The 18381-nt window shown below is 44.7% G+C and carries 17 protein-coding genes; 7 read left to right on the forward strand and 10 right to left on the reverse strand.

What is annotated here, in order from left to right; all coding sequences use genetic code 11:
- Positions 1-290: hypothetical protein (locus tag OI18_RS24750; protein WP_039144100.1), on the forward strand; the 290-nt coding region annotated here is incomplete at its 5' end.
- Between the two features lie 805 nt (positions 291-1095).
- Here the strand turns inward: OI18_RS24750 and OI18_RS21970 are convergent.
- From OI18_RS21970 to OI18_RS21980, 3 genes are all read right to left on the reverse strand, one after another.
- The gene (locus OI18_RS21970) at positions 1096-2121 is read right to left on the reverse strand and encodes a hypothetical protein (RefSeq protein WP_152616931.1); all 1026 of its coding nucleotides are present in this window, start codon (positions 2119-2121) and stop codon (positions 1096-1098) included.
- 102 nt (positions 2122-2223) lie between these two features.
- On the reverse strand, positions 2224-2628 hold the full coding sequence (locus OI18_RS21975) for a LytR/AlgR family response regulator transcription factor (protein WP_039144109.1): 405 nt from the start codon (positions 2626-2628) through the stop codon (positions 2224-2226).
- Positions 2629-3132: 504 nt separating this feature from the next.
- Positions 3133-3690 (reverse strand): hypothetical protein, encoded by a 558-nt coding sequence (locus OI18_RS21980; protein ID WP_039144115.1) that lies wholly within the window; start codon positions 3688-3690, stop codon positions 3133-3135.
- 44 nt (positions 3691-3734) lie between these two features.
- On the opposite strand from OI18_RS21980, the gene OI18_RS21985 reads away from it, so the two are divergent.
- Positions 3735-4505, forward strand: coding sequence for a helix-turn-helix domain-containing protein (locus OI18_RS21985; RefSeq protein WP_039144123.1), 771 nt, complete (start codon positions 3735-3737; stop codon positions 4503-4505).
- Here the strand turns inward: OI18_RS21985 and OI18_RS21990 are convergent.
- Entirely contained in the window at positions 4450-5424 is a 975-nt protein-coding gene (locus tag OI18_RS21990; RefSeq protein WP_082038090.1) for an AraC family transcriptional regulator, read from the reverse strand. The two genes, OI18_RS21985 and OI18_RS21990, sit on opposite strands and share 56 nt — an antisense overlap.
- A gap of 132 nt (positions 5425-5556) precedes the next feature.
- Between OI18_RS21990 and OI18_RS22000 the strand changes: the two genes are divergently transcribed.
- Genes OI18_RS22000 through OI18_RS22010 form a run of 3 tightly spaced genes read left to right on the forward strand, consistent with a single transcriptional unit; the run spans position 5557 to position 8078 of the window.
- Complete coding sequence (locus OI18_RS22000) at positions 5557-6495, forward strand: helix-turn-helix transcriptional regulator (RefSeq protein ID WP_039144129.1); 939 nt, start codon at positions 5557-5559, stop codon at positions 6493-6495.
- A 30-nt stretch (positions 6496-6525) separates the two neighbouring features.
- Positions 6526-7047: a MauE/DoxX family redox-associated membrane protein gene (locus OI18_RS22005; RefSeq protein ID WP_152616932.1), complete on the forward strand. Its 522-nt coding sequence runs from the start codon at positions 6526-6528 to the stop codon at positions 7045-7047.
- On the forward strand, positions 7044-8078 hold the full coding sequence (locus OI18_RS22010; RefSeq protein ID WP_039144131.1) for a hypothetical protein: 1035 nt from the start codon (positions 7044-7046) through the stop codon (positions 8076-8078). The genes OI18_RS22005 and OI18_RS22010 overlap by 4 nt, the downstream gene beginning before the upstream one ends.
- Positions 8079-8428: 350 nt before the next feature.
- On the opposite strand, the gene OI18_RS22020 is transcribed toward OI18_RS22010, so the two are convergent.
- The 5 genes from OI18_RS22020 to OI18_RS22040 all read right to left on the reverse strand — a co-directional run bounded on the left by OI18_RS22020 (position 8429) and on the right by OI18_RS22040 (position 16666).
- Positions 8429-9778, reverse strand: coding sequence for a TlpA family protein disulfide reductase (locus tag OI18_RS22020; RefSeq protein WP_160290278.1), 1350 nt, complete (start codon positions 9776-9778; stop codon positions 8429-8431).
- A 41-nt stretch (positions 9779-9819) separates the two neighbouring features.
- The gene (locus OI18_RS22025) at positions 9820-11187 is read right to left on the reverse strand and encodes a RagB/SusD family nutrient uptake outer membrane protein (protein ID WP_052273485.1); all 1368 of its coding nucleotides are present in this window, start codon (positions 11185-11187) and stop codon (positions 9820-9822) included.
- A gap of 12 nt (positions 11188-11199) precedes the next feature.
- Positions 11200-14439 (reverse strand): SusC/RagA family TonB-linked outer membrane protein, encoded by a 3240-nt coding sequence (locus tag OI18_RS22030; RefSeq protein ID WP_160290279.1) that lies wholly within the window; start codon positions 14437-14439, stop codon positions 11200-11202.
- Between the two features lie 231 nt (positions 14440-14670).
- Complete coding sequence (locus OI18_RS22035; protein ID WP_160290280.1) at positions 14671-15837, reverse strand: FecR family protein; 1167 nt, start codon at positions 15835-15837, stop codon at positions 14671-14673.
- Positions 15838-16051: 214 nt separating this feature from the next.
- Positions 16052-16666, reverse strand: coding sequence for an RNA polymerase sigma factor (locus OI18_RS22040; RefSeq protein WP_039144139.1), 615 nt, complete (start codon positions 16664-16666; stop codon positions 16052-16054).
- Between the two features lie 107 nt (positions 16667-16773).
- Between OI18_RS22040 and OI18_RS22045 the strand changes: the two genes are divergently transcribed.
- Entirely contained in the window at positions 16774-17016 is a 243-nt protein-coding gene (locus tag OI18_RS22045) for a helix-turn-helix domain-containing protein (RefSeq protein WP_039144145.1), read from the forward strand.
- A gap of 190 nt (positions 17017-17206) precedes the next feature.
- On the opposite strand, the gene OI18_RS24755 is transcribed toward OI18_RS22045, so the two are convergent.
- Positions 17207-17347, reverse strand: coding sequence for a hypothetical protein (locus OI18_RS24755; protein WP_160290281.1), 141 nt, complete (start codon positions 17345-17347; stop codon positions 17207-17209).
- Here OI18_RS24755 and OI18_RS22050 point away from each other — a divergent pair.
- On the forward strand, positions 17346-18125 hold the full coding sequence (locus OI18_RS22050) for a hypothetical protein (protein WP_039144147.1): 780 nt from the start codon (positions 17346-17348) through the stop codon (positions 18123-18125). The two genes, OI18_RS24755 and OI18_RS22050, sit on opposite strands and share 2 nt — an antisense overlap.
- Positions 18126-18381 lie beyond the last annotated feature (256 nt).

Here is an 18381-nt window from a genome sequence, read left to right on the forward strand (position 1 = left end):
AGCCAATAAAGGAAGAATTGAACGAGGCTGTCAGCATACTCTCTGACGAACAAAAGCAATTATTCAGAAGAATATATCAAAGAATTGAAAGTGGCGAAGGATATGTCGTTCCTGATGATTTTGTTCGAGATAGTTCAATGCACCAGAATTTCAGGACTTTGAGAAATGTCAATTTTATCAGACCTATTCAAGGGGGCAGATGGCTGCCTGGTCTTGAAGTTCAAGTTAAGAACTTCGGAAAGCTTGCAGCAAAAATGAAAAATCAGGAATTGGGCTTTTCAAACCTATAAACTTCCACAAATAAGAAATCCTAATTTAATGAGCGAGGATCCGCTGCGGATTTTCGTTCTCCTAATCGCTTTACGTTACAATTCAAATAAGACAATATCAGCACTCTTTTCAAATTAGCCAAAGCTAGCCTGAGTCCTGAATTAACGCCCTGCCATTTTAGCGATTTGCTAAAGCCTATGCCTGTATTTAAACTATGCAGTTGCGTCCTTGCAGATGAATGGCAAAAGGGGATTCAAATCAAAGGGGATAGATGGCCTTCACTTTAAAAGTTGACTTCGATAATTTGTATGACATAGAATCGATGAGGGCATATTTTTACTATCGGACGTTACAAAGAAACTACGCCTATCTGAATGAGCAGTTTAATATGTACGGTATCAAATACTACGTACGCATTACCAGGTATGGAAAGACACAGTATGATAACCCCTTTGATTTTGACGATATATCTGCCGTGCCTAACCGCATTTTGCCCAAAACTCCAATCCCAGCAGAACATATGTACAACTACTTCATTTTCAACAAAAGAAATTAATTTCCTATCTTGATTTGTATCGAGCTTTATTTAACTTACAGGGAATATTCTTATTTTTGGTATGATGAAAAACAGATTTGACAATAAAGTTAAGGAACTCACTCAAAGGACTAAGGAAAGCGGTAAGAGGCGAGATACTAAAATAAGGGTTCCTGTATCGTCACTAGGGAAAGTCATTCGCACCAAAGAACAAGCAGATTTATTTATGAAACTTCTGAAAGAAGCATGATCATTAAGCGGCTTTTTTCTTTTAACATACTTTCAAGTTCCTATCTCGCCGGGTACTCCACCTTCCAGATCGCTACCACTTCGTTTTTGCTACGGACGGTAGTTTGCTTCACCCGTTGACGCTGGTCAAGGATGTTGTCGAAGCTGAATATTTCCGTGTTCGGATAGTTAACGCCGTTTGGGATTGATCGTACCTCGCTGATAACACCAGATATGTGCATGGTGGCTTCCATCAGGCCGGAATTATTGAACAATACTAATTTAAGTGGAGAAGAAGTAAATGCTTCATGAGTATAAAATCCCCACGAGCCCGGTGCATTGAGGTAGTGCCCATCAACTCCACCGAGAACCTGGTAGAAGCTGTCGAGGCCGATGCCTGCCTGGTCATAGGAGATCGATTTCCCGTAGAAAAAGTCCCTTGTGTGGGTCGACAGCCTGGATTGTCCATCGTATACGAATTCTTCATTTGGCCAGGTTAATGATGCACTGTTCGACTGATTCCAAAACGTGCCCCCCTGGGTCTTAACCAAAGAACTGCCCGAAAAAACAAACCTTCGGCTAACCCGGAATTCATTCTTATACCGATCCCGTAACAGGTTGTCGACCTTCATCACTTTGAATGTGGCCGAATCGTAGAATGAAAGATTGAACGTGTCTTTCACTTTATAATCATCGTCAGGATAGTTGACGGATGTAATTACACGGCTGATGGTATTGCCAGGCGTCCGTTCTACGTCTATAGATTCAACGACAGCGCCATCCTGGTATATCTGCCTTTTTATAAAATACCCGTCGCCATTATATAAGTTGGTTTGCCGCAGGTGGTCGTAGGGGTTAGCGGTACCCAGGTCATCACTATAGAGTTCAATGGTATGCCCGTCGGGCAGATATTTGATACTCGTTTTTTGTTCGGCCATGACCCCGGGGTGCTCAAAGCTGATACTAAGCGGTAAAAATGTTGATCCGCCTGGTTGACCCGGGTCCTGGTCGTCATTTCCGGAATCTTTCCCGCAGGAAACAAAAGCTAGTGCGCATACGAGCGTCAGGTACGAAATAATTCTTTTCATATCCAGGATAAGATTTGCGATCTCTAATATATACAGGCAGTTGGACATTGGCAATATCTGAATCGATATTTCCTTTTCGAATATTCCGGCATCTATTTCATTCTACCCCGATTTTCCATCGGCTTTGACCCGCTTTACTTTGCCTATGGACCCGGAGCGGCTCTTTGAGGGCAGCTTCTCCTGTTGCTCATTGAATGAGTCAATGAAAATCCCTCGCAGCTCATCGTAGTGGCTACGACCGACGGGCAGGCAATGTTCGTGGATGAAAACATTTTCGCGGCTAAGGCCGGTTATGTGCTTCATGTTTACGACTATGGTGCGGTGCACCTGAAAAAAATCTTCCGTAGGTAGTTCATCCAGCAACGCCATTAGGCTAGTTCTCAGGGTATATGTCTGGTAACGGGTAACAACCTGGCAATCGCGATTACGGACAACGACGAACAGGATTGCAGCGATTTCAATTCTATGTGTAGCCGACCCGCCTTTCATACTGATGTACTTTTGCATGATATTTGTTTTATTTACCTTAGGTGAGTCGTTTTAATGCCCTTGCTGCTGTTCGTGCCCCCCAGCACTGTTGTTCATGCCATCCATGCCTTCAATTCCTGTCATTCGTGCCTTCCTGTATATGTTGTTCGTGCTATTTCTCCCGTGCGCGCTCCCTGATTCCTCCCTTGTCGCTCCCTGCTTTTCGGCTTCTTTCACGCTTCTTTGTCGCTTCCGCGCAGGCTGTTTCTGGCTCTTAGACGGCGCTTAGACGGCTTGTAGACAGCTGCGGGAAATGTTCATGACAATTATTCTTCCAAACTCAGTCATTCATGCACAGTTTAAGCATGTAAGATTACCGTTCGTGTACACGTTGTATATCGTTTGTTGTGTCATTGTATATCGTTTGTTGTGTCATCGTTTATCGGTTGTTGTGACATTGTAGATCGTTTGTTGTTCCGCTCTATATCTACTGTATATCCATCCTTTATCGTTTGTTGTGTGTAGGTGGCCTCCAGGTAGTTCCTAGGTAGTACCAAGGTAGTTCCCAGCTAAAAACCGGAAATATTCCACCTGCAAAGAAGCAGCGCTTTCAATCGGCACAAACCCTGCCGCCACAGCTACTTTTTCCTCAATGAAGTTGCCTTTGGGGATGGGCAGAACCAATCGACTACCAGGCATGAATTGAAAAACCATAAGAGCTGCTAACCGGAGGGCGTCAATCAACTGGTCCGTATTTTCCCTGCGACCCGGGGAAAAACGGAAATACATAACATAAGCATCCCTAAACTCAACGTCACTATCCAACCCCGCCATCGGAAAGGGAATTAATTCCAGTTGCACAATAGGATCCTGATCAATTGTATACACGTATGCATGCGCGTTGGAAGTCGCCAATAATCGCATATAATGAAGTGCCAATCGACTTTCCTTTCTGTCCAATGTCTTATTAGTCAGTAGTCTCGGATCTTTCAGGCAGCTGTGCAGCCATCGCAAATCCATAATTACATCCAGGGAACGGATTACTCCACCCGTACCAGCATGCGCATACACAAAGCCCGTTTTGAATAAATCAGCCTCCATTCCGCGAATTATTGTAAATTCTATTCCTGTATACTTTGTTACAGATGAAGCCTGACACTCAATACATTCCTGGCCTTCAGCTGCATGCGAATCTCCAAATGCAGAGCCTGCATATTGTCACACCCCAAAGCCCTGCTTTACAATGGGTGGCTGTCCTGGAGGGATCCGCTCATGTTAATGGCCGATTCCTGGACAACGGTATGTGTATAATGCCAGCTCCTGATCCGACTGTTCAATTCCGTACCGGCGACTATAAGTCTAATACCATCGTAGTATTAACCCTGGAGTCAACAAACCGGCCTTTAAACTCCTTACCCTACGGCTGGATACAACCTGAGCTATGGAAGTATCTCTGCCACTATGCTTCAGATTGGTATTCAACAAATCAATCAGAAGCATTCAACAACTGGTTAACAAAAATCATCCGCGACCATTGTCCTTCGATCAGACCGACAACACTTTTTGCATTCCAGGAAGCAAAACAACTGCTCGACCTCCTGTACAGCTATACCATTAACAGCTGGCATGACATCAGTGTCAATGCTTTACAGGAAAGACTGAATCTCAAAAAAGAAAGACTCAATCGCCTATGCATGGAACTGTACGGTGAAAGTCCGCAGCAGCTCTGCCAGCACCTGAAAATGCAAAGAGTCATGCAGCTTCTTACCCATTCCGAAGAAAGTTTATCATCTATTGCTCAAAACGTTGGATTCGCCAGCAAAGAAAATCTTAGTACCGCGTTCAGGCAATATTTTGCACTTACACCTGTTGCATTGCGGAAAAGCCTGAAACCGGATTTCCGTTCTCTTTTCTAACCCTCGTAGGCGAATAGCCGTTTTTTTTCTTAAACATTGATGAAAAGTGAGACAAACTTGCGAAGCCGGTTTGCTCAGCAATTTCCTTCAAAGCCATATTTGTCTTCAGAAGTAATCGCAAGGCCTTCTCCAGTCTTATCTTTAGGTGAATCGATGCGAATGTCCCACCGAGACGCCTTTCAAACATGAGATTCAACTGAGCCTGGGTCAAATGGTATCGCTCGCATACCTCTTTTGCACGAATGGGACGATCAAGTTTCAAAACCATCTCCTCCATAAGCTGATAAAAAACTATATCCTCGAACTCACCTGTATATAATTGGGTGACTGGCTTTTGCGCCTGTTGCTCCAGTTGGGCGGTATGTACCAGGCAGTGAAGCTGTTCAACCAACAGTCTGTCACATTTGTTGCCTTTCGCAATTTCTTTTGCCGCCTGTATAAGCGAATAAAGGAAAAGTGACGGTACAAACGGGCGAAACTCACTAGCCATGGTTGATGATGTCACTGAATCCCACTGTTGATCCGTAGTAAACAGGAGAAAATGCACGGGCTTCCCCTCCTTTATACCCATGCTGAATCGCTGATCCGGAACTGCTATCGCCAACACTTGTGCCTGGCCGATGAAAAAGCCGGAATTGCCGGCGGGCTGAAGAAGGTTGCTGCCCTTCAATTGGCAAATGCAATATGTTGAAGTAGCCGGAAGCTGGCATTCCAGTTGGCCATCTTTTTCACTTTCAAGACGGACGGAATATAGTGCCACAGAACCGGCATCCAGTGCCTCCAGGCTGAGGCTTAACCCAGCCCGTAAACTGAAATTTCGCCAGCGTGTAACCTGGCTGCTATATGAAGGAGATTCGAGGGCTTCGGGGAAACTCAGCCGTTCTCCTTGCCAAACAAATATGATTGAACGAAAATTCATGGCCGGAACAAAGTACAATAATCAAACTGATGGTAAAACAGGTGAAAAGACCCTTTTTATACTGGATATTTTCAAATTTTTTCTTTCAAAAGTTGCAAATAGCTCCCGGCAAACTCAGGCTAATTTCAACATGTGATACCAAAGTTGCATACTGAACAGGCCGGTATTGTAACCGGAACCTTGTCCCCCTTGCACAACGGCCAGGTGACGGGGACAAACAAGTTCCATTTTAAATTGCAGTCGTCATTACTTACTGTTCAGGTCACCAGCACTGCCGATGCTTCCTGGGAACTATGGAATATCGATTGTAAACAGGCCGATAAAATATGGTTTCAGTCTGACGGTCACCCGCTGGCAATCATCTGCAGCCTGGAGGGAAGTACTGAATGGACAACACCAGGTAAAGCCAGGAAGATCCTGCACGAACGAAGCTCAAACGGTATAGTGAGCACAGAACCAAGTCAATTGTTAGCGGTTAGAAAAAACACGAACTACTGTTTCCTGATTATCCGATTTAAGGCGGCCACCCTTGTGAAAAACGGGTTTCCCTTAGCCATAAGCGACAGGTTCCTGCTGTCTCGTTCATTAATACTCGGAAAACCTCAATTGAAATGGCTAACCTCCAGCCCTGTGGCCGGCTTTGAGGATCCTGACTACCTGTCCAAGGGATCCAAATCATTTCTTGACTGGCTTACAGGAGATCACCCCAGGCGAGCTCACCAGCCTAAAGCGTTGACCCTCGATGAAGCAAACTGGTTCTACCTGGAAAAAAAGCGACTATTACAAAATATTCACCTCCATCTACCCTACAACGAATTGCTTGTTGATGCCGGCATTCTGCAGCCGGAAAGATTTAAGCGAAGACTGCGCCAGCTATATGGCATAAGCCTGCGGGAATTGGTTACAGAAAGCCGGATCGATACTGCCCAGGAATTATTACGTGAGAACGACCATCCCATTAAAAAGATCGCACAGTTGACCGGCTTTCCAAATGTTCACTATTTCACCCGCGTATTCGCAAAGGAAACAGGTGTGCCGCCGGGTGTTTACCAGGAACAACACGGTTTATAGATAAATCGCGGTGTTGCATATAAATCATATATGCCGCCAGACAAAAACTCGACTGCCTTTTGCTTTTTAATGGTCCAAATCCTTAGCAATTTTAGCAACACAAGCCCACTGCATATGACAGCATTAACAAAACAACGAACCGTGGAGGTGATAGCCTTCCTGCTGATTGTACTATTTACTTATACGGCGGTATCAAAGATTATGGCTGGCGCAACTTTCACGGTACAACTCCAAAAATCGCCGTACCTGTCCGACTTTGCTGAAGAAATTGCATGGTTGGTCCCCGCTTCAGAAACTATCATATCCTTCCTGCTTGCCTTTCCTGCCTCCCGTATTTTGGGCTTATATGCCTCTTTTTTCCTGCTATGCGCATTTACCACATATATCTATGCAATTCTCCATTACAGCAGTTTTGTGCCTTGTGCCTGTGGTGGTGTAATTGCAAGTTTGACCTGGAACCAACACCTGCTATTAAATACCGGATTTATTGCATTATCAATAGTTGGAATTCTTTTATCTCCCGCACGACAAAATAAACACCTGGCATTATGAAACAGAAATTATTACTAATTGCCTGTTTGCTGGTCGGAGCTACGCTAATACTTACAGCATTACACTACCGGCTTAAGGATCCTAACGATCATCCGCATGGGTTCACCCGGAAATTCAACCAACCAGGATTAAAAATACTCTTTTCGCATACACTCCCAATAACTTATAATCGCATTGCTGGCTATGAAAATGGCAAAATATGGATAAGCTGTAACCAACCCGGCCGCCTAATGACTTTCACTACCGACAGTCAGAAAAACGAAGAGCTTATTGTTCCTTCAAACTTAACACACAGAATTACGGCACCATTCTACACCCTGCTGAAAGATTCCAACCTTATTATACTGGGCAGTCATTCAAGGAAAATCCTGCGTTACAATGTGTACACGAAAATATCCGACACCACCGTCGCAAATACGGGAAGCTTCCTTGACGCTGCAGCTCTAAGCAGGAACAGTATCATACTCAGGACAATCACAAAAGGAACGACGATACCACAGCTAGAGAAGTTACACATTACATCCGGGCTATTGCAACAGGAAAAAGGGATCTCTGACACAACTGAAGGAGCCATCATTTATTCTGATGGCCAGTTGATCATTGATCCCTTAACACAACACATGAGCACTTATTGCTACTATAAAAACCAGGTAACAAGTTTTGATTCTTCGTTATCCCAAATAGTTAAGTCAACTACTATCGATACACATTCTGTTCCAACAGTAAATGTACATATGAGCGCAGCGTCAGTAGAACTTGTCAAACCTCCCTTGCACATCCACAAATCTGCAACTGCCTACAACGACAAAATCTATATCCATGCGACTTTACGTAGCGAATCAGAGAGTTGGAAAACCTTTATACTCAATGATGTCATCGATGTATACAAGCAAAATTCGCCATCGTACCTGGGAAGTTTCTATTTACCCAAACAGGATAATAAATCCCTGATTTCTTTACATAAATCAGGAAAGCAGATGTTCGTACTATATCCTGGCAAACTCATTTGCTATTCCCTAACAGATGGATAAATCGTTTTGGCCAACAACCAGGTAAATGCTGATGCCTGCCTAAGTTCAGCAGATTTTTTAACCAAAGTTTTTCTTGCTATTTGATCTAAAAAGCAAGATTAGTATGAAAAATATGAGCATCCCCATGGCAGCAATTGCTTTTATTCTTTCGATTGGTTTGGCTGCAATTCCAGGCAAAACCGCGAAGGGCTACCAACAAACATGTAACACACAAGCAGACGGAAAAGGAGACACTATTCTTCTCCCTCCCAACTGTAATTCAATCAATGTAGTATGTTGTTACAACCCTGCAACTGGCGCACCCTACAAACGCTTGTTCTGAAAAAGTGAGGTTGCCGGTTTCGGCAACCTCATTTTTTGTCCCGAATGACGACCATCTCCAATTCCCGCTCTACCAGCCTGAATTCAAGGCCATAGTTTAACAGCGCATGATTTACAGATTCTATATTTTCCAGATCTGCCTGCAAAGTAAAATCCAAAGGGATGGTAATTCCTGATTCATCGATAATGGGAACAGGATTCAGCCATTGGCAATAACTGATCCAATAAAATAAGAATTTTGTAATTGTTGCATTTTGCAGCTGAACATAACCTTTGTCTAAATCAACACCCACTTCTGACTTACCACCTTTTGAAGGAACAATGGCTTTTTTTCCTGTGCGTGTTAATGCCCAGCACGTCACCTTTCGCTTTTCCTTTTGCCCTTCAATACAATGACTATTTCCAAATATACGGTTCAAATCCTGCTGCATATATGAGCGTAAATGCAATGAATCTTTTAGAGGTAACATCAATTCATAACAGAAATACTTCAGAGAATCGGGGAAGCTACTGTAGTCTTCTGACTTTCTTCCAGGCCATAGATAAAAACTCGAATCCTTTACTTCGAAACGGGTGCGGGCGGGAAATAAGAACCAAAAGTCCGGATTATGCTCCAGAATCTGTGGCTTCCATCGGATTCCAAATGCCATTTGGTACAGGTTTTCAATTGTAGCATTGGTAACGAGCATTTTTATCCGATTGCCAAATACTCTTGCAGGTCCACCTGTTTGAAAGGGAAGTTGTGGAGCAAATCGAGTTAGAATGGAAGTATATTCAATGTTGTCAAGATTCCATATCCAGGAATCATTCGCACCTGCACTCATCAACAATTGATGAGATTCGAATTTCATAACAGGTTTCCATTCGGGAAATGTGGTATATCCACGTTCAAGAACGGTTCGGACATTTGTTTCGTTTACCTTTCCACCGTCGGTTATTGCAGCCAGCTTTCCTTCCGGATTAATCCACACTTCATGAGGAACACCAGTGTGCGGAAAATACCGGAAAATTGTTGTATCACCTGTCATAGTAAAGGGTTTCATTTCTTTAAAGGCATTGGTTTTGTTGAAATAATCAGCTATTATACCCTGCTTTTCGCGGGTTATGGGAATAATTACCAGCTGAGAATTAAACAACTGTTGCAACCGCGGAATTTTGTTTTTCAAAATAAGTATGCACCCCCTGCAGCCACGCGACCAGAAATCCAGTATCACCCACTTCCCTCTAAGAGAAGAAAGCCGAAACGAGTCTTGTTCATAGTGAAGCAGGTTGGTGAACAAAAAATCGGGACAGGTTTCACCGATAGCCAATGCCCTGGGGGCCGAATTGGCCTGCCCCTTTAAATCGACACTGTTTAATATAGCAATGACTATTGCCATGATTATAGCAAGCCGCATCATAGTATTTTTTTTGAATTCAGTTAATATCCCGGGTTTTGTTGCAATGCGGGATTAGTCTGCAGTTCCGATATCGGAATGGGGAAAAGAGCAGCATACGACTTCCAAGTAGAAGGTTTTTCGAGCTGCATAATTCCATCAAGCTTTCCAGTACGCTTAAGGTCAAACCAACGATGACCTGCTTCCGTGAACAATTCCATCCGCCGTTCCTGTGCTACAGCCGCCAGGCATTCATCCTGTGAAATCGTTACAGCCAATGAAGGTAACCCTGCCCTGTTACGAATAACATTCAGGTCATCAACTGCCTCAGTCAGTTCTCCGAGGTGTGCATTTGCCTCCGCCCGAATTAAATACTGTTCTGCCAGTCGCAGCAATGTATAACGTTCCGGGCCTGGAACTGTTAATTTGTATTTGTAAGGAAGATAATATTGTCCGCCTTCATAGGTAACCATCCGTACCCATTTAGTACGTCGCTGATCGTTTGGTTCAAATGAATCAATGAATCCAGGTCTAAAAGGCATAACGGGTATATCCCCATATGCAAAAACGAATGGCTCCCAGATTCTTTCTGTTACCTGGTTAGCCAATTGTAACAAGGCTTCCTGGTTATTTTCAATAGCGTAGTCATTGAGTTCCGACAGCAAACTAAACTGGCCCGACCCGATCACCTCCTGTGCCGCTACTTTTGAATTAGCCCAATCACCCATATATAGATAAACCCTTGCAAGCAAGGCTGTGGCTACCCAGTAATTTGCCCGAATCTTCTTTCCTTCAGAAAAAGCATAATCCTTCTTCAATAAACTTTGCGCATCCTTCAAATCAGACAATATGAGGGCATAAACCTTTGCGGACTCTGTGCGTGCCGCGGATGCATTAATGCTTACAGCAGTAGTCGTTAACAAGGGCACATCCCCGAAAAGATTCACGAGGAACAGGTAGCAATATGATCTCATTAATTTTGCCTCACCTTCATATTGATCACGCGCAGCCGGAGACAATTTGTTGTTATCCTTTAGGCCTTCAACAATACCATTCGCCTGGTATATAATGTTATAAGGAGCCTGCCATGGAAGCGCGCCATTATTGGATTGAAGAGTATTGTTAGCATACTCATCCCACACTGGCACTGAAAAATAACTGTATGAATCGTCGGATGATAGCGCCAAATATGCTGCAAAGGAATTACTCCCGTAAACAAAATCCCGCATATATCGATACATCCCGGCAACGGCATTGTTGGCCGTAGCATCATTGGAAAACACCTGGGATTGTTCGAGTTGATCACCCGCTCCTTCCACTGCGATAAATTTCTTGCAGGATGTGCCAAACAAAAGTCCCAGCAACATCACTGCAATCAATTTAGAAAATGTATAATTATTTCGGTTAGTCATGGTAACATCTTTTTAGAATGAACATTTAATGCCCCCAACAAACATGCGTAAAGGAGGAATCTGTAGCCGTGTGCTGTTTGCTGTTTCCGGGTCAAATCCATTAAACCCCGTTATTGTAAATAAATTCTGGGCCTGGGCATATACAGTAAGTGACTGGATCTTTGCACGCTTCAACCAATCAGAAGAGCAATCATAAGAAATACTGACATTTTTCAAACGCAAATAGGAAGCGTCGCCAAATATGGCGTCCGATTGAATGTATTGTGAAACGGCACTATTAAATTGGGCAAATGGTTTGGGGCTTGAAGATGTTTGCCCTGGCTGTCGCCAGTACTGCATAAACTCTTCAGGAAAATTATAACTTCTGCCTAACTGGCTATAGTAGTAATACATGTTATAACCCTGCTGGCTTACGTACTGCAAAAAGAAATCCAGCTGCATTCGTTTCCATTGCAATGAGTTGTTCAATCCGCCAAACCACCGTGGGTTAGTTTGACCCGCAATCACAAAATCACCGTTTTTGCCATTATGACTGGTCCCCTGCGATAGAACACCATCCTTATTTACATCCTCAACAGCAGGCAAGCCGGTGGCCGGATCTACACCGGAAAACCGAAACCATTGAACGATATTAAGTGACTCTGCCTCTACATACTGGTTAGCATATGATGTGGCTGCAAGGTTGGGGAATGACAACAATTCATTGCGGGGAAGGGAAATATTCAAAGAGGTATTCCATTCGAAGCTTTGCCGCTTAATGTTGCTAGTCGTAAGTTCCAATTCCCAACCACTGTTTTCAACCAGTGCCGGAAGATTGGCCTGGTAACTGGTAAAGCCGGTCATTGCGGGCAGAGGATATCCGACAAGTTGGTTATCAGAGCGGTTACGGTACCATGCAGCCGAAAACAGGACACGATTATCCATCAAGCCAAGTTCAAGAGCTAACTCCAGCTTCCTGTTTACCTCCCATTGGAAGTTGGGATTTGCCAGTTGCGCGGGCAACAATGTATTGGTTGTTCCATAGGGCTGATAACTGTAGTATGTAGCCAGATAGCCGTAATCCGGAATTCCGTCATTTCCTGTGGTTCCATAGCTGCCACGTAGTTTACCGAAACTTAGAAGCGGGAATGTCGCTTTGATGAAGTTTTCGTTGCTGAAAATCCAGGCTGCACCAACACTTCCGAAATTACCGAACTGGCTGCCCGGACCGAATCTTGAGGATCCATCTCGCCGAAAACTTCCGTTCAGGATATACCTATCCCGAAAATTGAATCCAAGCCGGCCAAACGCTGACATATACCTGTACTCATATAACTGGCCTGATTTATTTACGACTGTACCGAAATTGATGTTTTCCAACAATGCATCATTCGCAAAATTATTCAGGATAATACGCTGCGATGATGACTCACTATGCTGAATTGTGCCGCCTACCAGTACATCAAGCGTGCCTAATCCGATCCGCCGCTTATAGGCCAACTGCGGCTCCGCCAGGTAAAGCCGGCTTTGACGGTTTCCGAAATTTGCTGAGGGCGTTTCATTAAGGCCGGGATTTTGAGCTGTTGATGGGTTAGCACTATTTTGTCTCAGGTTAACCTGGTTAAAGCCAGCGTTCAACCGAAGATCCATACCTGGCAATATAGTAAAACGCAGGTTCACACTTCCGTTTAACTGGTCGGTTCGTGTTTTGACATAAGCATTCAGCAACGCGACATAGTTTGTAAATCCAGGTGCCCAATAATACTTGCCTGTTGTATCATAAACGGGGTAGTTCGGAACTGCTGCTGCTACATCCGCAAGAAATCCGGGAGTGAATCCACTCAGTTTGTTGTAATTCGTAGTAAAGTACATGCTGCTACTTACCTGGAATCGTTTATCAGGAGACTGGTGCCCAACGCTCAGGTGCGTAGCTATCCGCCGATAGCGGTTATCACCCGGAAGGACGACGCCCTCCTGGTGATAGGTACCGCTTAGCAGGAACTGCGTTTGTGCATTACCCCCTGTTAATGAGGCAGTGGCAACAGTTCGGGTTGTATTATCACCCATATACCAATCTTGCCAGTCCGTGAGTTTAGTGGAATCCCAGACCAGCAAATCAGGCGAATTGCCTGGTGTCGGAGTTATTGCACTATTAGCGAGTCCGTCGCGCCGCGCTTGTGCGTATGCGGTCCACCCAGCATAGGGAACAAACCTGCTCACCGAACCGAATCCTCCCTGCACATCTACCTGCAGGTTTGTTTTCCCGGCTTGCCCCTTTTTTGTCGTTATGAGAATAACCCCGTTGGCTGCCCGGCTGCCGTAGATCGCCGTGGCATCGGCGTCTTTCAACACCTCGATACTCGCGATGTCTGCGGGATTCAACATGTTCAGCGGGCTTCCATTACTTGTTCCATCGCCATTTGGACCTGGCACTACTTCCATCGGCTGGGAAACAAAAGGCACACCGTCTACCACGTACAAAGGGTTATTATTCGCAGCAATGGAATTTTGCCCGCGGATCCTCACTGTAACAGGCGAACCAGGCAGTCCATTCCCCTGTGTGATCTGTACGCCGGGAGCTCGCCCGATCAGTGCCTGCAAAACATTTGTTACCGGCTGCTTCGCAATAACTTCTGAACTTACCTTACTGATGGAGCCCGTACTCAGGCGTTGTGTTGTGGTACCATAACCGATAATGCGTACCTCATCCAGCTTTTGATTTTGAACGGCCAGCCGAATGATCATTTCCCTCGTAGTAACAGCCTTTACCCGATGTGACTGGTAACCCACATTACTGATCACAAGCGTACTGCCTTTTGGAATGCCAGGCATCCGGAATCCTCCATTGGCAGCAGAGGCCACGGTCTGGCCTGTTTCTTCAACAGTGATGGATGCCCCTTCAAGTGGCTCATCCTTTTCGGTTAGAATCCGGCCTGCGACTTCGATGTGCGAGGTATCCAGGGGTGCCGGGCTGGTGGTTCGCTCCCGGACGATGATCACTTTCCCATCGCGGTGATAAGACAGTGGCTGACCTGTAAAACAGATTACCAGGACTTCCTCAATGCTGGCATTCTTTACGGCAATATCCACCTTCCTGGCCTGCGACATCAGATCTGAACTATAAAAAAAGAAATAGCCGCCTTGCCGGTAGATGTCTACAAAGAGCTCCGGCAGGGTCGCTTGTTTGCGCGACAATGTAAGGCGCTGGCCATAGGTGTTGGCTGACAGTTGCAGGCAGCCGGCGAGCATAAACAGAAATAGCAGTTTCAGCATACGAATCCATTTGGCAGTTTTGGGCGTCACCAGAGGGCACGGCATGCGTTTCCCATAAGCAGTTAATTGCATACTTTTGGTCAATTAGGGTTAACAATAAGTTTCCTGACTTGGAGGCAATAGTTGATCCTCTGCCGGATTCTGGTGATGACAGGACCCGGCTTTTTTTTTACCGGCGATCAGTGTGTTGCCGGATGCTCTCAGTGATGGACTAGTGAGTGACTTGTTTTCTTATGGGTTTACGGTTACGGTATTTCCATTTATTTCAAAGTGCATCTTTCCGCCTTTCTCGAGTAAGGACAGGAGCTTTGATAAGGGTAGGTCACGGGGAAGAATACCCGAATACCTTTCCTGTATTGGTGCAGTAAAATGAACGTCGATCGGGTACCAGCGTGCCAGCTCTGTCATGATCGTTTCATAGGTTGCATTCTCGAACCAGAATACTGCTTTTCGCCAGGCGATAATTGGTTCTGTATCGACCTCAAGTTTCTGAATGCCCTGCTGCCGGACAATGGCCTGCTGACCAGGAACAAGACGAACTGTTTCTTCGCTGCGACGGATGATCACCCCGCCTTCCACCAATGTGGTTGCTGACTCGCCTTCGTCTTTATAGGACTGGATATTGAATTGTGTACCGGTAACTTCTGTGGAACTGCCGGCAGCCCGCACAATAAACGGCTGCGCTTTATTGGTTGCCACTTCGAAATAAGCTTCTCCAACAAGCTCCACTATACGCTGGAGTCCGGTAAACTTTTCAGGGTAAGTAAGCTGGGTTGTTGCATTCAGCCAGACCCTTGTGCCGTCGCCCAGCACCAGGTTGAACTGTTTTCCCCTCGGGGTCTGAACCGTATACAATTCCGGGGTAGTGGTAACTGCGCCATCGTATGAAAGACTTCCCTTGCCGACGGAATCTAACCGGTAAGTACCGTGTCCCACTGAGTTTCCCGGCGCGATGCTATCGAGTGTTATAACCCGCCCCCCTGCTCCTACCAGAACCACACTATTGTGACCTGGAAGTATTTCTGCGATTGGTTGGCGGCTGGCAGTGCTATCGGATGGTGTAGCTTGTCGTTGCATATAAAAATAGGTACCGGTCATCACCAGGCCGATAACGGCAGCGGCTACGGCATAGCGTGCCCAGTACGAAAGCCGCGGCCGGGCTTTTTCAATTTGTTTGATCCTGTTATTAATAACCACCCAGTTGGGGTCGGGATCCCGCAGCTGCAAGGATTGAATCATGGCATCCCACTCCATGTCGTTGCTCAGGTCATCAAACAGGATCTGGTTCTCTGTTGAAGCGTTGAGCCACTCACCTAGGAATGCCACTTCCTCCTCCGTCAGGATCTCTCTTTGCTGGTATCGCCAAAGGATGGAAACAATATTTGAAGTACTGGCCATTTTCAGAAACGTATCGGTGTGATGGTTTATAGTAAAACCTCCAATTGGCATTTTTTGACTACAAGCAGGCAAAATATTTTTTTGCGCCCGGTCTAAAGAAAACTCTTAGCGTCATTAAAAATACCTTTTTGAGGCCCGCGGTAAGTGAGTTGAAGTCTAAATATCTTTTGTCTTCAGCGATGTGGTTTTTGTCTGAAATGCAGCACTTCCCTGTTTAAACTGCCGCTAATATTACCTGGATGATGACCTCAAACAGGCCCATGGATTTCAACCAGCCTTCCTTTTGGAAGACAGCCCGGATGCGCTTCAGTGCCCGTTGTTGTTGTGTGCGAATGGTATTCACGGAGAGGTTCAGTTGCTGCGCTGCCTCCGGGATGGTGAGACCTTCCTGGTAAAGGAGCATAAATACCTGGCGCATTTGTGCGGGCATATCAGCAGTTTGGAGTAACGCGAGTTGAATGAGCTCCGCCCTTACCTGCTCAGCGTCTTCAAGAGGGATTTCTGTTTCTGACAGGTATGCGAATTCAGTATGGTTTGCGGCGCTACGCTTTTCCCTCCGGATAATTGTCAGGCATCTATTGCGGGTTACTTTATATAGAAAGGCTACAATGGATTTTATATCGGCAAAGGACTGCCGTCTTTGCCAGAGCTTTACAAAGCTTTCCGCAACCACATCTTCAGCAGCTGCCTCGTCGTGTAAAAGCCGGTTCGCATAGGCATACAGCGAGTAGTATTGAAGGTTATAGAACGCCTTCAGGGCTTTTTCCTGACCAGAGCGAAAGTCATGAAGAAGTCCTTCGACAGAAGTGTATGAATTGAGCTGGATCATAGAGCCTTTAAGTGGTCTCCATCGCTTGCCTGCAAAAACAAATCTAGAAAATATTCTAATACCTGTATAGGAAGGCATGGATCTTTCTTTTGCGTCCTTGCAACTGAATGGCAAAGGGAATCCAAAAGCATAAATTAGATCTCTACATCATCGCCCAGGTGACAAAACTGAGAACCGAGCTTGGCTATACGCAGGAAGATATCGCCATTCACCTGGAAGTTTCCACCGGTTATATTGGCCAGGTCGAGAGTCCCAAATCAAGAGCCAAGTATAATATTCATCATCTTAATGCACTGGCGAAGTTGTTCAAATGCTCGCCGAAAGATTTTATGCCGGAGAAGCCGATGTGAGGGGGAAATTTCTCTCGAAAACATGTCGTTCATGCACGGCCTACGCGTAAATCATTACTGTTCATGTACAAATTCTATAGTTCCGCTCCGCTAATTCTCCGCTTATTCTATAGTTATTTACTCATTCGGCAGTACTCTTTTCAGCACCGCGCTATAGTATATTAGTCTTTATCTCAACACTCTCCCGGCTTTAACCCGTTACTATGATGGCTTCGAGGACATTTGCCATGAACCTCATACCCTGGAATTCAATATGAAAAAGGAAATAAGGAAGAAACCCGGGAGACTTCCTGAAATAAGACAGGAAATAAACTATTTTGCTTTTTATCATGGCACCCTCAACCAACTATAGCGAACATTTCAGACATATCAGCAATATCGATCTATTGCACATCCTTGAAAACCCGGATCAGTACCAGGAATCTGCAATTGAATCTGCGAAACTGGAATTTGCCAATAGACAACTGTCCGAAGCGGAATTAAATGATGCCAAGGAACTTCTGAATTCCAATGCAAAAAGAAAGGAGAAGCAAAAAGAAAAAGTAAAAATAGTTGTTAGTAATGTCCAGGATACCGGTTCCTCATTGCTCGAAACTTTAAATCCAATTCAAAACGACACTTCACCAATAGAAAAGATCATACGATTGATCGTAATTGTATTTACAGCACTATTCCTCTATCAAATTACCTACGAGTATAAAAATTTAATTCTATACATAGAGGATATCCCAGGATTCCCAATGATAAGCTTCTTATATCTGTTTCCCATTGTCATTTTACCGATTGCTGTCTGGAATTTTTGGAAAAGGAAATCAATTGGCTGGATGCTGCTGACTATCTTTCTCTGCTATTCAATAGCCGGCACACTATTGACAGTTTATCAATATTTATCGTGGCAACCTTCTGGATATTCCGGTCTTGACAATTTATTTCCAAGACCTTCTCCTACAGTATACCTCCTTCATCTTTTGTTCCTGACCGGAACCTTATATGTCATCTGCAAAGAAGACATGAGGAATATATTCTTAATTAACAAGAATAAAATGCAAAAGACAATTGCTATAAGTTCTGTTGCAACTTTCCTTCTCTTTTTGGCAAATTCCTTATGACAAACTACTTTGAGTTAAGATTGAAAGTCGAATAATAAAGCGCTTATATCCAATAACTTACGACGCGCTATAATAGGTATTGTAAGCTTCCCATAAAACTAGGCCATCAGGAATTAGAGTTTTTCGGTTTTTCAAGTACTTTATCCACGAATCGGTCCCCTTCAATGTTTGAGGGATTTCCGGTCACCGCTTGCGGATAAAGCTGAGGATCCTGATCCAGGCTTTGGTAATACTTTTCAGCATATCGTACCGGTGA

It is taken from the genome of Flavihumibacter solisilvae (assembly GCF_000814475.1).
Lineage (GTDB): Bacteria > Bacteroidota > Bacteroidia > Chitinophagales > Chitinophagaceae > Flavihumibacter > Flavihumibacter solisilvae.

Excerpts from the sequence above, each read along its gene's own strand:
- OI18_RS21980 (WP_039144115.1), bottom strand. The coding sequence starts at position 3,690 with ATGGAGGCTGATTTATTCAAAACGGGCTTTGTGTATGCGCATGCTGGT.
- OI18_RS22010 (WP_039144131.1), top strand. The coding sequence starts at position 7,044 with ATGAAACAGAAATTATTACTAATTGCCTGTTTGCTGGTCGGAGCTACG.
- OI18_RS24755 (WP_160290281.1), bottom strand. The coding sequence starts at position 17,347 with ATGATAAAAAGCAAAATAGTTTATTTCCTGTCTTATTTCAGGAAGTCT.
- OI18_RS22035 (WP_160290280.1), bottom strand. The coding sequence starts at position 15,837 with ATGGCCAGTACTTCAAATATTGTTTCCATCCTTTGGCGATACCAGCAA.
- OI18_RS21970 (WP_152616931.1), bottom strand. The coding sequence starts at position 2,121 with ATGAAAAGAATTATTTCGTACCTGACGCTCGTATGCGCACTAGCTTTT.
- OI18_RS22005 (WP_152616932.1), top strand. The coding sequence starts at position 6,526 with ATGCCGCCAGACAAAAACTCGACTGCCTTTTGCTTTTTAATGGTCCAA.
- OI18_RS22020 (WP_160290278.1), bottom strand. The coding sequence starts at position 9,778 with ATGGCAATAGTCATTGCTATATTAAACAGTGTCGATTTAAAGGGGCAG.
- OI18_RS22025 (WP_052273485.1), bottom strand. The coding sequence starts at position 11,187 with ATGACTAACCGAAATAATTATACATTTTCTAAATTGATTGCAGTGATG.
- OI18_RS22045 (WP_039144145.1), top strand. The coding sequence starts at position 16,774 with ATGGCAAAGGGAATCCAAAAGCATAAATTAGATCTCTACATCATCGCC.
- OI18_RS21985 (WP_039144123.1), top strand. The coding sequence starts at position 3,735 with ATGAAGCCTGACACTCAATACATTCCTGGCCTTCAGCTGCATGCGAAT.
- OI18_RS22030 (WP_160290279.1), bottom strand. The coding sequence starts at position 14,439 with ATGCTGAAACTGCTATTTCTGTTTATGCTCGCCGGCTGCCTGCAACTG.
- OI18_RS21975 (WP_039144109.1), bottom strand. The coding sequence starts at position 2,628 with ATGCAAAAGTACATCAGTATGAAAGGCGGGTCGGCTACACATAGAATT.
- OI18_RS22050 (WP_039144147.1), top strand. The coding sequence starts at position 17,346 with ATGGCACCCTCAACCAACTATAGCGAACATTTCAGACATATCAGCAAT.
- OI18_RS22040 (WP_039144139.1), bottom strand. The coding sequence starts at position 16,666 with ATGATCCAGCTCAATTCATACACTTCTGTCGAAGGACTTCTTCATGAC.
- OI18_RS21990 (WP_082038090.1), bottom strand. The coding sequence starts at position 5,424 with ATGAATTTTCGTTCAATCATATTTGTTTGGCAAGGAGAACGGCTGAGT.